Here is a 12,575-nt window from a genome sequence, read left to right as displayed (position 1 = left end):
CCGACAAAGTCCTCTTTAAATTACTAAATCTCTTTCGGGAAGTAGAAAAATGCTAGCATTCCGCTACCAAACTCAACATCCTTCCAATATTTCACATCAAAATTAATTCCTACTATTCCGCAGGTAGGGACATTATCAAAGTTAAGCTTGGCAAGCGCATTGGCTGCACTCGTAAATCCAGGATTATGGCCGAATAGAGCTAATTTTTCACAATTAGGTGCTTTTTTAATGACACTCAAAATTTCAGAGGCACCCGCGTGATATAATGCCCGATCGAGTCTTATCTGGCCTTCATCAATATCCATCTTATCACAAATATGGAGCGCAGTATAAAATGCGCGACTGGCTGTGCTTGAAATTAAAACTTCAGGTCTGGGCTGATTTTCTTTTAGGTGCTGGCCCATTTTTATTACATCTTTTCTACCACGTTTGCCAAGAGGCCTATCATGGTCATTTAAATCAAATGCCCATGAGGATTTAGCATGCCTAATTAAGTAAAGTGTTTTCATCAGTCTGGTAAATAGAAGTCGAAACTCACATCATTCATACATTTAAAATGCCCTTTGGGGCAATTGTTAAATCCAGATTTCGAACAAGGCCTACAATTCAACTTGTTGTTTTCAAAAACAGTAAACTGCGTACGATACGCATATGTTCCAAAATGAGGCGTAGTACTTCCCCATATAGTAAAGATCGATTTCTTAAAAGCAGATGCGATATGCATCATTACATTGTCGTAGGTAAACACCCAACTAGCGTTTTTTATCAGTGAAACGGACTGATTGAAGCTAAACTTCCCACATGCATTGAAAATGATAGTCTTCTTGTTCAATTCCTCAATCTCTTCCTCTTCTTCCGCAGTTCCTTGTTTGAAAAACTTCATCACTTCATCGGCCACATTTTGATCATCAGCTTCTCCTACCAACACGACGGGCTTGTTGATCCGATCGCAGAGTTCTATTAATCGGTTTACCGGAAGCTTTTTCGTATGATGAGATGCGCTGAGCGCAATCGCCGCATACCCGTTTTGATGTGTAGCTGGCAACCATTCGTTTTCAACTTCATCTTTTTCCTGAATAAAGAAGTCTAACCCTAGGTTATCGCCAGTAATCCCCAGTGGCTCCAGTATTTCTATATATTGATCAACCAAGTGGACCTTCGGAAGTCTGTTGATCTTAGTTTTCACATAAAGCCAATGAAGGAATGAATGCCTGTCAATAGCCAGAAAGTTTTTTGAAAGTTTAAAGCGCAAAAATGTAGAGGTCAAATCATTTTGGAGATCAATGATCCAATCCAATGCTTCTTTTTTTAGCGTTCCCCTTAGGCCTTGAATCGACACATTATCAAAATGAAGTGTGTTTAAATAGGGATTTCCTTCGAATAGCTCACCATTTTCTTTTTTAACAAGAAGATGCACCTCCGCATCAAGTGCTGTTTTGAGAAGACGGATAACCGGAGTGGCAAATAGAGCCTTCTCGCGGGATACTGTATTAATTATTAGTATCTTCATATAGGTAAAAATGCCTAAAACGATAATTGTTTTGAAAGCGACTATATTAAGTTACTGCTACGATTTAATATTTGGATTAAATAAGTCTAAAAGATGAATTATTGGTTAATAAAGAGCGAGCCAAATACCTATTCCTGGGATGACTTGGTGAAATTAGAAAGAGACCATTGGGACGGGGTTAGAAACTTCAAAGCGCGAAATAATATTAAGCAAATGAAGGTTGGAGATTTATGCCTTTTTTATCACAGCGTAAATGAAAAATCGGTGGTTGGAATCGCAGAAGTTGTAAAAGAATATTATCAGGATCCAACGACAGATGATCATCGCTGGTATGTCATGGATGTTGTCCCTGTTAGAAAGCTTAAACGACCAGTCACCCTGGCTGAAGTAAAAGCTGACGAACGATTAACTGAGATGCAACTTGTGAAGTATTCTCGTCTATCTGTGCAAGGAGTCAGGAAGGAAGAATTTGATATTATTTTAGAAATGAGCGAACGATAGGGAAAATATTAGCGTAAGTGTTTATTACATATGAAGAAGATCTTACTTGTACTCATTCTACTCCCATTATTCACATTTTCTCAGCGGAAAAAGGACAGAGATACCAGCGCTGTAATCTTACAGCCAAATCGAATTGAGTTTGAAAAAAACAGTGAGGAGTCGGAGTTTCATGTGGTTCCGGGAAATACAGATGGTATTTTAATAGCAGAAGAGACAGGAGAAACTACTCGGGGCGGACAAATTTGGAAGATACATCTTGTTGATACTGAATTGAAGGTTGAATGGTCACAAAGCCTTGTCATCTCTAATGATGGCGGATTATTAGGTTACGAATACTTTGACGGACGATTTTATTTACTCTTTAGCAAAAGCAGATTCAGGTCAGAAGATCTCGTCGTTTATCAGTTTGTTGCAGAAAACCAGGAGTACATCGCGTATGAGATCACTACGGTTTTCCCTATCCAAATTACGCATTTTGAATCTGTAGGCGAGACTCTACTCATCGCTGGCTATGCTAATTTCAGACCGGTTGTAATAACATATAATATCAATGACCGCATTCCGCGTGTGGTACCCGGATTTTATGACAATAAGAATAATATCCTGGACTTGGTTGTAGACGAGCGTTCTAAACTCTTCACCGTTATTCTTTCTGAGAAAATGAGAAATAAAAAGTACACGGTAAGGGTACGCACTTTTACAGACAAAGGAGATATCATTCAGGACAACCAAATTGACCCTGGTGAAAGAAGGAGTTTGCTTGATGCGGCTAGCACAACCTTTGCGGGTGGGCTTCAATATTTAGCAGGTACACATTCAAAAAAATCGAATCAATATAGCCAAGGCTTCTATCTCAGTAAATTTATCAATGGGCAGCAACAGTTCAACAAGTTCTACCCATTTGCCGATTTAAATAATTTCTTTGGGCACCTTAAACCCAAACGAGAGGAACGGATCATGAATCGCATCGAGCGTAAACGATCCAGAGGAAAGGTAAAAAAATTCAATTACCGCTTATTGGTGCATAAAATTCTTGAGCGAGATGGTGAATACATCATGATCGCCGAAGCATATTATCCACGATACAATTACTCGTCCACTGGCGGTGGAGGAGCGTATGGAAATAGATGGTCGTCACCTTCTCTAGGTTCAAACCCATACTTTCTCGGCTATAAATACACACATGCTGTGGTAGTTGCGTTTGATCAGAATTGCAACATTATCTGGGATCAGACTTTCAAGATTGAAGATATTCAGACATTCTCCTTGGAGGAAAATGTTGTGGTTAGCGCATCAGGAGAAAAAGTAATATTGATGTATCTGGAAGAAAATGAAATTCGTTCCAAAGTGGTACAAGGCAACGAAATCATCGAAGGACGTACATTTAACCCTGTAAAGCTTTCTTTCGAAACCGATCAATTAAAATCCCGTGACCCGAGTGTCGAAGGTTTAAAGCGATGGTATGATGAGACACTTTTTGCCTATGGTGAGCAGTTCATTAAAAACCCAACTGCTATCCTTGGAAAGACCACTCGAAAAGTTTTTTACATCAATAAGATTCAATACGATCTGGATAGGCAGCCAAATTAAGAGTTACATATTACTTTTGTGGGAATAATAACTCATGCAAAAGCGCCTGCTTTTCGATAGCCCACTCCTTAAGGTCACAATCAGCAGATTGTGTCAGCAACTCATTGAAGTTCATGGGGATTTTTCACAGTCTGTCATTATTGGCATGCAGCCTCGTGGAATATACCTCGCAGAGCGAATAAAAGAGGAACTTGAGAACCTCATCAAAAAAGACATCCATCTGGGATATTTGGATACCACCTTTCATCGCGATGATTTCCGAAGACGGGACGAGCCAATTACACCTAGCCAAACTAAGATTCCATTCCTCATTGAAAACAAAAGTGTCATACTTGTGGATGATGTGCTTTTTACGGGTCGTACAGTTAGGGCAGCCTTGGATGCCATGAATACATTTGGCAGACCAGCTAAGGTTGAATTGCTGGTATTGATAGATCGCTTATATAGTAGGCATATTCCTGTGGAAGCAAACTATGTTGGAAGAAAAGTAAATACCATTCAATCACAAAGGGTTCTGGTTGAGTTGGATGAAAAACAAAAAGAAGATCACATTTGGTTAATTACGAAGGAAGAATGAGTCAACTCAAGACCAAACATCTCTTAGGTATAAAGAACCTCGACAGAGAGGACATAGAACTCATTTTTCAAACAGCCACTAACTTCAAAGAAGTAATTAACAGGCCCATCAAAAAGGTCCCTTCACTAAGAGATGTGACAGTGGCCAATGTCTTCTTTGAAAATTCTACTCGAACGAAATTGTCGTTCGAATTAGCTGAAAAGAGACTTTCTGCAGATGTGATTAATTTCTCTGCCTCCGGCAGTTCGCTGAAGAAAGGAGAAACTTTGCTGGACACAGTCAACAACATCCTCGCAATGAAAGTAGATATGGTTGTGATGCGACATTCTAGTCCGGGAGCTCCTCATTTTTTAGCAAAACATATTGATGCCAATATCATCAATGCTGGTGATGGTACTCACGAACATCCAACACAAGCACTTTTGGACGCATTTTCAATCCAAGAAACCTTGGGTCATGTTGAAGGCAAAAAAGTAGTAATCGTTGGAGATATTTTACATTCTCGAGTCGCACTGTCCAACATATTTGCACTTCAGACACTTGGCGCAGAAGTAATGGTGTGTGGCCCAGCCACTTTGCTGCCAAAGCATATTGCAGAGTTAGGAGTGAAGGTAGAAACAGATATTAGCAAAGCACTCGAATGGTGCGATGTGGCTAATATCCTTCGAATTCAGCTGGAAAGGCAACAGATGAAATATTTCCCATCTCTTCGAGAGTATTCCAAGTACTTTGGTGTAAATAGGCAACTGCTAGATTCGCTGAAAAAAGAAATAACCATTATGCACCCTGGTCCAATCAACAGAGGTGTAGAAATAACGAGCGATGTAGCTGATTCAGATCACTCAATCATACTACAGCAAGTCGAGAATGGTGTAGCTATACGTATGGCGGTCCTTTACTTACTCGCCGGAGTTACCTAACAATCTTATCTACCCGTATAGGTGAATGGCGTTATCGTCATCAACTCTTCTTTGATCGAGTCGGAGACGTCAAGTCTGGAAATGAACGTTTGTATGGAAGCTTCTGTAATAGCTTCATTTGTTCTTGTAAGCGCTTTCAGTGCTTCATAAGGTTTAGGATATCCTTCGCGGCGTAAAATGGTTTGAATAGCTTCAGCTACCACCGCCCAGTTGTCCTCCAGGTCAGCTCGGATTGCCGATTCATTGGCATTGATTTTTGACATTCCCTTCTCTAAAGAAAGCAACGAGATGAACGTGTGTGCGATTGGAACACCAATATTCCTAAGAACTGTTGAATCTGTTAAATCACGCTGCAATCGAGAAATTGGAAGCTTGGCGCTTAAATGCTCGAACAGTGCATTGGCTATTCCCAGATTTCCTTCTGCATTTTCAAAATCAATCGGATTAACCTTGTGTGGCATAGCTGAGGATCCAACTTCATTTTTAGCAATGGTCTGAGTGAAGTAGTTCATTGAGATGTATTGCCAAACATCTCGGCTGAAGTCAATCAATATTGTATTGATCCGTTTTAAAGCATCAAATAGGGCTGCTAGATGGTCGTAATGCTCTATCTGAGTGGTTGGATAACTTCTTTTGAGGCCTAATTTATCAGAAACAAATTTATCGCCGAAGGCATGCCAATCCTGATTTGGATATGCGACATTGTGTGCGTTAAAGTTTCCAGTGGCTCCACCGAATTTGGCTGCAAAAGGAACTTGCTTAAGTAGTGCTAGTTGCTCTTTTAATCTCACGACAAAAACCATGATCTCTTTTCCTAGCTTGGTTGGAGAGGCTGGTTGACCATGCGTCTTGGCTAACATTGGAATATTATCCCATAGAGATGCTTTAGTTTCTAAAGCAATGATCATTGCCTCTAATTTGGGAAGAAACGAATGCTCCATCGCATCTTTTAATGATAGAGGAATGGAAGTATTATTTATATCCTGCGAAGTAAGACCGAAGTGGATAAATTCCTTAAAGTCTTGTAATCCAAGCTTATCGAATTTTTCTTTCAGAAAATATTCAACAGCTTTTACATCATGATTGGTTGTCTTTTCAATTTCCTTTATCGCTTGAGCATCTTCAAGTGAAAAAGATTCATAGATATTTATCAGGTCTTGATTGTGCTTCGGATCATAATCCACTAACTGAGGGATGCCACTTTCGTGCAGGGCAATGAAATACAATACTTCTACCTTTACACGGTATTGGATAAGCGCTTTTTCAGAAAAGTAATCAGCAAGTTGAGATACTTTAGATCTGTATCTTCCGTCGATTGGCGAGATGCCTTCAAGTGGATTGAAATTCATGTGTATATAGTTAGTTTCCATCGGCTCACATGGAATTCGCATGATTAGGTGTCCACCAGGATTGGCGTTTCGATGATTATGCTCATTTCATGAAATTAAATTCGATAAAAAGGAACACAAAAATACCTCATCATGTTTACTTGCCTGACCTCATCAGGAGAATTATCTTTGCGCCCTTAAAATTGACAATATGGCATTTTCATTATTCAAGAAAAACAAGAAAAAGACAGACGACAGGTATCAGGTACTTACCATAAAAGAAGTAGTAAACGTCGCGAAGGATGCGGTAAACCTTGTTTTTGAAAAACCTGAGTCATTTGATTACGAACCAGGGCAGTTCATAACTATTATCAAGGAAGTGAATGGCAAGAAGATTCGAAGAGCCTATTCACTGTGTACCACTCCTTTTGAAGATGAAAATCCGGCTGTTACAGTTAAAAGAGTTGATGGTGGTGCCATGTCAAATGATCTAAATGATCATGCCAAGGCTGGAGACCAGCTTGAGATTATGGAGCCCATGGGTATGTTTACTACTGAGTACAACGATTCCAATAAAAGGAATGCAATCTTCTTTGGTGGTGGTAGCGGAATTACACCATTGATGTCAATAATAAGATCTGTACTTCTCAAGGAGCCAAAAAGTACTACCACATTAATATATGGTAATCGTACGAAGGAGTTTGTCATCTTCAATGAGCTGATCGCTGAGTTGGAAGCTAAATATCCTCAACGCTTTAAGGCCATTCACATATTAGAAGACGGAGAAGCCGACTACAGCGGGAGACCAACTCCTGACATGATTGGCGAAATTTGCACCCAGCTTTCCGCGGATTCAAAGGCTGAATTTTATATCTGTGGACCTCAGCCTATGATGGATGTGGTTTCGACTGGCTTAGATCAATTTGGTATAGATAAAGAGGCTATTCGAATGGAAAGTTTTGAAGCCGGAAAGACATCACCTGCGGAGATCATTGACAAAAAAGCGGTGTCTGAAAGCGAAGTGACTATTCTATTAGACGGTGAAGAATATTCTATTACCGTAAAGAGTAGTGCATCAATTCTTGATACAGCACTGGACAATGATCTGGATATGCCATATTCCTGCCAAAGTGGATTATGTACAGCTTGCCGTGGTAAGTGTGTAGAAGGTAAGATCAGCATTGATGAGGCTGAAGGGCTTTCTCAGGATGAATTAGATGAAGGTTATGTACTAACCTGCGTAGGCAAGCCGCTTACTGATCGTGTCAAAGTAGAGATGGGCTAATTATCTGCCTTAGCAAAGATCAAGTTGAACGTAGTGCCTTGTCCGGGCTGGCTGTGACATTCAATTTTCCCACCCATTGCTTCAACAAATTTGTAAGCAATAGATAATCCCAGGCCGGTGGATCTTTCCTGAGCCGTAGGCTTATTGCTGAGTGTGGTATATGCCTGAAATAGACTTTCCTGTTCTTCCTTGCTGATGCCGGGACCTTGATCTTTCACCACGATCTCGTGGTGGTTGTTTTCAGAAACCAGCGAAACTTCAATTTGCTTTCCTTTATCGGAAAACTTTATGGCATTGGACAGTAAATTATCTATCACCTGGACAAGATAATTTGGATCCACTTCTGAGAAGCATTCCTTCAATTTGTCAATGTTATCAATAATGCGGATCTCTTTTTGAGATGCAATGATGTCAAAGTTGTGAATAGATTCGTAGGTTAGAGAAGTCAGATTCGTCTTTTCAATCTTCAAATTGACCTTCATGTTTTCAATGGCGCTTATGTCCAGCACTCTATCTATCATATTTCTCATTCGCTCTGATGAGGCTCCAAGTAGCTCGACGTATTTCTGTAAGTTTTTGTCGGGGTGATTTTTTGCTACATCCTCAAATAGATTCATTAATCCCAGAATCATGTTTAGTGGATTGCGAAGATCGTGAGCCACGATGCCCATGAGCTTATTTTTTTCATCATTCAGCCATTTCAGTTTTTTATTCTGCTTCTGAATGAGGAAATAGGATCTGGCCAATGTGGTAGCAAGCAAAATGAATAGAACCAATGCCAGTAGAACGAGTCTGTTTTCACGTGATTTTGCTTCTATCTCTTCAGTAAATATCCTCTCAGATTCCAATCGCTCTTGCTCCATTGTGGTCACTTGCTTTCTGAATTCATATTCAGCTGCCAATTGAGTAGCTTTTTCAATATTATTTTCTTTGTGGATAGAATCGGTAAGGGCTTGATATTCTTCCAGGTATTTCAACGCCTGAACGCCATTCCCATATTCCTTGTGGAATTGATAGTAAGCGTATAAGATTTCCTGGATTTCAGCGCGCAAGTTCGCTTCTCTGCTAATTTGAAGCGCTTCTTCGAGTGCTGCTTTCGCGTTTTTGGGTTTCTTCTGTTTGGAATAAAGTAGACCAAAATCCTTCTGAACTGAGGCAATTACTGCCACATCTTCACAAATCATTGAATTTTTCAGCGCTCGATCTAAATAATATTCGGCAGAATCCAATTTGTTCAAATTGATATATATAGCTCCCATTCCTTCTAATGGATAGCTTTCAAAACAGGGGTATATTTCAGAAAGATCGATTGCAAGGGATTGCTGAAGAAGGCTAACGGATTTAAGAGTGTCACCATTTCTCAAGTGGATATATGAAAGGTTATTGAGAAGCGTAGCTTCACTGTCTTTTAAATCATGGATCCTGGTTTTCTCCAGCGCGTCACTATAATACTGCATGGCCACTTCCGAATTATTCATATTATCATAAATAACTCCAAGGTTATTATCGACAAGAATTTCTCCATCTACATCTCCGGATTTGATCGCTAAGTCTCTGGCTTCCAGATAGCTATCCAAAGCTTCGGAATACAGACCTTTTTGATCATAAATAATCCCAATTTGATTTAATACCTGACCTATTTCTTTGGTTAATCCACCTTCTTCAAAAGCTTGCTTAGCGGCTTGCGCCCACTTTAATGCTTCTACATTTTTTCCTCTAATATTCTTGATGTTTGCAAGGGCATATGCTGAATTACCAAACTCAGGATGTGCATTGCTTTCTGAGGCCATTGAATAGGCTTTTTCATAGGACAAAACTGCTGAATCCAGCTGTTTCTCAACTTCATAAGTGATTCCAATGATGTAATAGGCATTTGCTGCAAAACGCATCATGTCATTCTCAATATAACGACTGGCTCCACTTTTCATTAGTAATACGGCAGAATCCAGATTTACACTTGAGTAGAAAAGTCCAGTGATTAGCTCAGATCGGCTTTTGTGCTTAATGGAAGACGTGGTTTCACCAATTTCGTAGGCTTGCCTTGCATAGTCTAATTGAAGCTCCGGATCCTCATAAGTATTGTATGCGAGATCAATTAGAATGTTAATCTTAGTCGTATCAACCTCCGCGATTTCAAGCGCGTTCTGTAAGCTATCTATAGTAGACTCTTGTCCAAAAAGCGGACATAGTGTCACCATTAAAATAGTGGAGAACAGATGGTTAATTTTGATCATATTACAATTAGCCAGCATTTCAAATATAAACTTTGATTAGCTCAAATCTGACGACCGCCCAACACTTTTCGGTTTGCGGGCTGAGTTTATAGATTTAATTTGGTGACTATTAAAGATAAAACTAAATGAAGACATTTCTCGCTATTTTCCTATTAGCATCAACGGTACTATCTGCTCAAATTCAAAGTCCGAGGCAATTTTTAGGCTATGAGTTGGGGGAGAAATTTTCACGCCATCATCAAGTAGTTGATTACTACAAGCATGTATCAGAGGAATCAGAAAAAGTAATCCTTCAGCAATATGGAAAAACGTATGAAGATCGACCTCTTCTACTTGCGTACGTCTCTTCAAAAGAAAACTTAAGCAATCTGGAAAGAATCCGAATGGATAACCTGAAGCGTGCAGGAATAATTGAAGGAGCACCAACAACTAATATTCCAATTATCTGGCTAAGCTATAATGTCCATGGAAATGAGTCTTCATCAACGGAAGCTTCGATGGCTACCATCTATGAGTTGATCAGAAGTGGATCAGAAAAAAGTGAATGGTTAGATAAAGCTGTAATAATTATTGATCCATGTATCAATCCCGATGGAAGAGATCGTTACGTTAATTTTTATTGGCAAAATGCCAGCCAACCATACAATCCTGATCCAAATGCCTTGGAGCACAATGAACCTTGGCCGGGAGGAAGAGCGAATCATTACCTGTTTGATCTTAACAGAGATTGGGCATGGCAGACCCAAATAGAAAGTCAGAGTAGAATAAAAGTCTATAATAAATGGCTTCCTCAGATACATGTTGATTTTCACGAACAGGGAATTAATTCTCCATACTATTTCGCTCCAGCTGCTCAGCCATACCATGAATTGTTGACGCAATTTCAGCGAGATTTCCAGACGGAGATTGGCCGAAATCATGCGAAATATTTTGATGCAAATGACTGGTTTTATTTCACCAAACAATTCTTTGATTTATTGTATCCGAGCTATGGAGATACATATCCAAGTTACAATGGATCCATTGGGATGACCTATGAGCAAGCAGGACACGGGAGAGCCGGGTTAGGGATCATCAAGCAGGAAGGAGACAGCCTTACATTGAAAGACCGGATAGCGCATCACTATACTACAGGTCTTTCAACGATTGAAATAGCAGTAAATAATTCAGATCGATTGCTGACCCAGTTTCAAAGTTTTTTTGGCGATAAGCCATCATTGAAATACAAGACCTTTGTGATGAAGTATGATGGAAATGATGACAAATTCACTAGGCTGAGATCCTGGCTAGACAATCAGGGAATAGAATATGGAAGTGCTTCCGGACGAGGAATTAAAGGATATGATTATAAAACAGGCCAACAAACGAGCTTCTCTATTGGTGCCAATGATCTTGTGGTAAATATGGACCAACCAAAAGCAACATTGGCACAGATTCTATTCGAGCCTAAAACCAAGCTCGTTGATTCAGTGACTTATGACATTACGGCTTGGGGTGTGCCTTATGCGTACGGAGTACAGGCTTATGCGTCCACTCAAATGATTAGTGTAAATGATTCAAAAGAAGATGAATATAGCCCTCTAAATGCGCCCGAGAAGGTTTATGCTTTTGTAAGTAAGTGGAACAGTATGGATGACGCCCGGTTCCTTGCGGCCGTGCTTAAAGCAGATATAAAGGTTCGATTCACTCAAAAACCAATGATTTACAAAGGGGAATCGATTGAGCGTGGTAGTTTAATTATCTCAAGGCGCGACAATAAAGGAATTAAAAACTTTGAAGAGAAGGTATCATCACTTGCTACAACTCATCAACGATCACTTGCAATTATACAAACAGGATTTATGGATGCAGGTCCGGACATTGGTTCTTCGGAGGTTCGTTATCTGAAGCGCCCAAAAATTGCTTTGCTAGGAGGAGATGGGACTTCCTCACTTGCGTTTGGTGCTACCTGGCATTTCATGGAACAAGAGTTGGAGTATCCAATCACCATTTTAGGTACAGACTACTTTGGTCGTGTAAGCCTTTCAGAATATGATGTGATAATTATGCAAAGTGGCTGGTATAGCAGCTTTGGCGAGCGAGAGATGAAAAAATTGATAGAGTGGGTTTCTGAAGGCGGAAAGCTAATCGCAATCGATGGAGCGCTCAGCAAATTGAAAGACACCGATTATTCTTCATTATCTGCCTATGCAACCGATGCAGAAAAGAAAGAGGCCGAGAAAATAGGGAATGAGCGGGATGAAAAAGCACGTTTGGTAGCATTTGAAAATCAAGAACGAGAATTCATCAAAGGGTTCTCACCGGGTGCTATATACAAGGTGAAAATGGATAAGACGCACCCGCTAGCTTTTGGCTATGGTGATCTGTATTACACGCTAAAGACAGGATCAAGACGCGTTGCATATCTTGATGGAAACAACGTTGGAATCGTGGTGGGCAAGGAGGATCTTTTGAGTGGATTCGCCGGACAATATGCGAAGGAAGATATGGCGGAAACGCTTGTTTTTGGTGTTGAGAGTAAGGGTAGAGGACAGATTGTTCATATCGTAGACAATCCACTTTTCAGATCTTTCTGGCAGAATGGAAAACTGCTAATGGTAAATGCGATGTTCTTTGTAGGGCAGTAAAAA

General features: G+C 40.0%; 10 protein-coding genes. 6 read left to right on the top strand and 4 right to left on the bottom strand.

Features of this window, described 5'->3' with window-relative positions:
- Positions 1–23 precede the first annotated feature (23 nt).
- Positions 24–509, bottom strand: coding sequence for a SixA phosphatase family protein (locus tag ACL8WY_RS06225; RefSeq protein WP_436517562.1), 486 nt, complete (start codon positions 507–509; stop codon positions 24–26).
- Positions 509–1,510, bottom strand: coding sequence for a glycosyltransferase family 9 protein (locus ACL8WY_RS06220; protein ID WP_436517561.1), 1,002 nt, complete (start codon positions 1,508–1,510; stop codon positions 509–511). Before ACL8WY_RS06220 ends, ACL8WY_RS06225 begins: the two co-directional genes overlap by 1 nt.
- A gap of 93 nt (positions 1,511–1,603) precedes the next feature.
- On the opposite strand from ACL8WY_RS06220, the gene ACL8WY_RS06215 reads away from it, so the two are divergent.
- Genes ACL8WY_RS06215 through ACL8WY_RS06200 form a run of 4 tightly spaced genes read left to right on the top strand, consistent with a single transcriptional unit; the run spans position 1,604 to position 5,098 of the window.
- Entirely contained in the window at positions 1,604–2,011 is a 408-nt protein-coding gene (locus ACL8WY_RS06215; RefSeq protein WP_436517560.1) for an EVE domain-containing protein, read from the top strand.
- Positions 2,012–2,041: 30 nt separating this feature from the next.
- Positions 2,042–3,601, top strand: coding sequence for a hypothetical protein (locus tag ACL8WY_RS06210; RefSeq protein ID WP_436517559.1), 1,560 nt, complete (start codon positions 2,042–2,044; stop codon positions 3,599–3,601).
- Between the two features lie 34 nt (positions 3,602–3,635).
- Positions 3,636–4,178: a bifunctional pyr operon transcriptional regulator/uracil phosphoribosyltransferase PyrR gene (gene pyrR, locus ACL8WY_RS06205; RefSeq protein ID WP_436517558.1), complete on the top strand. Its 543-nt coding sequence runs from the start codon at positions 3,636–3,638 to the stop codon at positions 4,176–4,178.
- Positions 4,175–5,098, top strand: a complete 924-nt coding sequence (locus ACL8WY_RS06200) for an aspartate carbamoyltransferase catalytic subunit (protein WP_436517557.1) — start codon at positions 4,175–4,177, stop codon at positions 5,096–5,098. The genes pyrR and ACL8WY_RS06200 overlap by 4 nt, the downstream gene beginning before the upstream one ends.
- A 5-nt stretch (positions 5,099–5,103) precedes the next feature.
- Here ACL8WY_RS06200 and purB read toward each other — a convergent pair whose 3' ends face one another.
- On the bottom strand, positions 5,104–6,447 hold the full coding sequence (gene purB / locus ACL8WY_RS06195; RefSeq protein WP_436517556.1) for an adenylosuccinate lyase: 1,344 nt from the start codon (positions 6,445–6,447) through the stop codon (positions 5,104–5,106).
- Positions 6,448–6,637: 190 nt separating this feature from the next.
- Here purB and ACL8WY_RS06190 point away from each other — a divergent pair, with 190 nt between their 5' ends.
- A complete protein-coding gene (locus ACL8WY_RS06190; RefSeq protein ID WP_436517555.1) occupies positions 6,638–7,711 on the top strand; it encodes a 2Fe-2S iron-sulfur cluster-binding protein in 1,074 nt (357 codons plus the stop codon).
- On the opposite strand, the gene ACL8WY_RS06185 is transcribed toward ACL8WY_RS06190, so the two are convergent.
- Entirely contained in the window at positions 7,708–9,945 is a 2,238-nt protein-coding gene (locus tag ACL8WY_RS06185; RefSeq protein WP_436517554.1) for a tetratricopeptide repeat-containing sensor histidine kinase, read from the bottom strand. The genes ACL8WY_RS06190 and ACL8WY_RS06185 overlap by 4 nt on opposite strands.
- A gap of 125 nt (positions 9,946–10,070) precedes the next feature.
- Between ACL8WY_RS06185 and ACL8WY_RS06180 the strand changes: the two genes are divergently transcribed.
- Complete coding sequence (locus ACL8WY_RS06180) at positions 10,071–12,572, top strand: M14 family metallopeptidase (protein WP_436517553.1); 2,502 nt, start codon at positions 10,071–10,073, stop codon at positions 12,570–12,572.
- Positions 12,573–12,575 lie beyond the last annotated feature (3 nt).

The sequence above is a fragment of the Ekhidna algicida genome (assembly GCF_051379705.1).
GTDB lineage: Bacteria > Bacteroidota > Bacteroidia > Cytophagales > Cyclobacteriaceae > Ekhidna.
Note: the sequence above shows the minus strand (reverse complement) of the source record. Positions and strands in the feature narration are given on the sequence as shown.

Coding starts and splice junctions, on each gene's coding strand:
- ACL8WY_RS06185 (WP_436517554.1), bottom strand. CDS start 9,945: ATGATCAAAATTAACCATCTGTTCTCCACTATTTTAATGGTGACACTA.
- ACL8WY_RS06180 (WP_436517553.1), top strand. CDS start 10,071: ATGAAGACATTTCTCGCTATTTTCCTATTAGCATCAACGGTACTATCT.
- ACL8WY_RS06200 (WP_436517557.1), top strand. CDS start 4,175: ATGAGTCAACTCAAGACCAAACATCTCTTAGGTATAAAGAACCTCGAC.
- ACL8WY_RS06210 (WP_436517559.1), top strand. CDS start 2,042: ATGAAGAAGATCTTACTTGTACTCATTCTACTCCCATTATTCACATTT.
- ACL8WY_RS06215 (WP_436517560.1), top strand. CDS start 1,604: ATGAATTATTGGTTAATAAAGAGCGAGCCAAATACCTATTCCTGGGAT.
- ACL8WY_RS06220 (WP_436517561.1), bottom strand. CDS start 1,510: ATGAAGATACTAATAATTAATACAGTATCCCGCGAGAAGGCTCTATTT.
- pyrR (WP_436517558.1), top strand. CDS start 3,636: ATGCAAAAGCGCCTGCTTTTCGATAGCCCACTCCTTAAGGTCACAATC.
- ACL8WY_RS06225 (WP_436517562.1), bottom strand. CDS start 509: ATGAAAACACTTTACTTAATTAGGCATGCTAAATCCTCATGGGCATTT.
- purB (WP_436517556.1), bottom strand. CDS start 6,447: ATGAATTTCAATCCACTTGAAGGCATCTCGCCAATCGACGGAAGATAC.
- ACL8WY_RS06190 (WP_436517555.1), top strand. CDS start 6,638: ATGGCATTTTCATTATTCAAGAAAAACAAGAAAAAGACAGACGACAGG.